This window comes from Flavobacterium galactosi (genome assembly GCF_048158585.1).
GTDB classification, from domain to species: Bacteria; Bacteroidota; Bacteroidia; order Flavobacteriales; family Flavobacteriaceae; genus Flavobacterium; species Flavobacterium galactosi.
Window position 1 is genome coordinate 1 of the sequence record NZ_JBLNKV010000020.1, and the last position, 1,275, is coordinate 1,275.

General features: G+C 44.1%; 1 protein-coding gene. It reads right to left on the reverse strand.

What is annotated here, in order from left to right:
• Positions 1 to 1,275: hypothetical protein (locus ACM55M_RS17390; protein WP_416858937.1), on the reverse strand; the 1,275-nt coding region annotated here is incomplete at both ends.

Here is a 1,275-nt window from a genome sequence, read left to right on the forward strand (position 1 = left end):
TAGTCAAAGTTGATTCTGCAGCTCTTGCGGTTGTAGCTTCTGTAGATATTGCAGTTGCATTGGCTGTTTCAGCTAATCCTGCTCTTGTGGCTTCTGCAGCCAAATTAGTAGTCAAAGCTAACTCAGCAGCTCTTGCAGCTGTAGCTTCTGCTGAAATTGCAGTTGCATTTGCTGTTTCAGCTAATCCTGCCCTTGTGGCTTCTGCAGCCAAATTAGTAGTCAAAGTTGATTCTGCAGCTCTTGCGGTTGTGGCTTCTGCTGAAATTGCAGTTGCATTTGCTGTTTCAGCTAATCCTGCTCTTGTAGCCTCTCCTGCCAAGTTGGTAGTCAAAGTTGATTCTGCAGTTCTTGCTGTTGTTGCTTCTGTAGATATTGCAGTTGAATTGGCTGTTTCAGCTAATCCTGCTCTTGTAGCCTCTCCTGCCAAGTTGGTAGTCAAAGTTGATTCTGCAGTTCTTGCTGTTGCTGCTTCTGCTGAAATTGCATTTGAATTAGTTAATTCAGCAGCTCTTGCAGTTGTAGCCTCTCCTGCCAAGTTGGTAGTTAAAGTTGATTCCGCAGTTCTTGCCGTTGTTGCTTCTGCTGAAATTGCATTTGAATTAGTTAATTCAGCAGCTCTTGCAGTTGTAGCTTCTGATGTAATTGCGGTTGCGTTGGCAGCGATAGCAGTATCATGAGCAGTGTCTGCGGCAGTTCTACCAGAAGTTTCTGTTGAAATAGCAGTTGCATTGGCTAACTCAGCAGCTCTTGCAGTTGTAGCTTCTGATGTAATTGCGCTTGCATTGGCAGCGATAGCAGTATCATGAGCAGTGTCTGCGGCAGTTCTACCAGAAGTTTCTGTTGAAATTGCAGTTGCATTGGCTAACTCAGCTCCTGTAGCTCTGGTAGTTTCTGTTGAAATTGCGGTTGCATTGGCTAACTCAGCAGCTCTTGCAGTTGTAGCTTCTAATGTAATTGCGGTTGCGTTGGCAGAAATAGCCGTGTTTTGAATACCATCTGCAGTTGTTCTAGCTGATGTTTCTGCTGAAATTGAAGCTGCATTGGTAGCGTCTCCATTTGTTCTAGCTAAAGCTTCTGCTGAAATTGCAGCTGCTCTAGCTGATGTCTCTGCTGAAATTGAAGCTGCATTATCAGAAATAGCTGTGTTTTGAATACCATCTGCAGTTGTTCTGGCTGATGTTTCTGCTGAAATTGCAGTTGTTCTAGCTGATGTTTCTGCTAAAATTGAAGCTGCATTGGTAGCGTCTCCATTTGTTCTAGCTAAAGCTTCTGCTG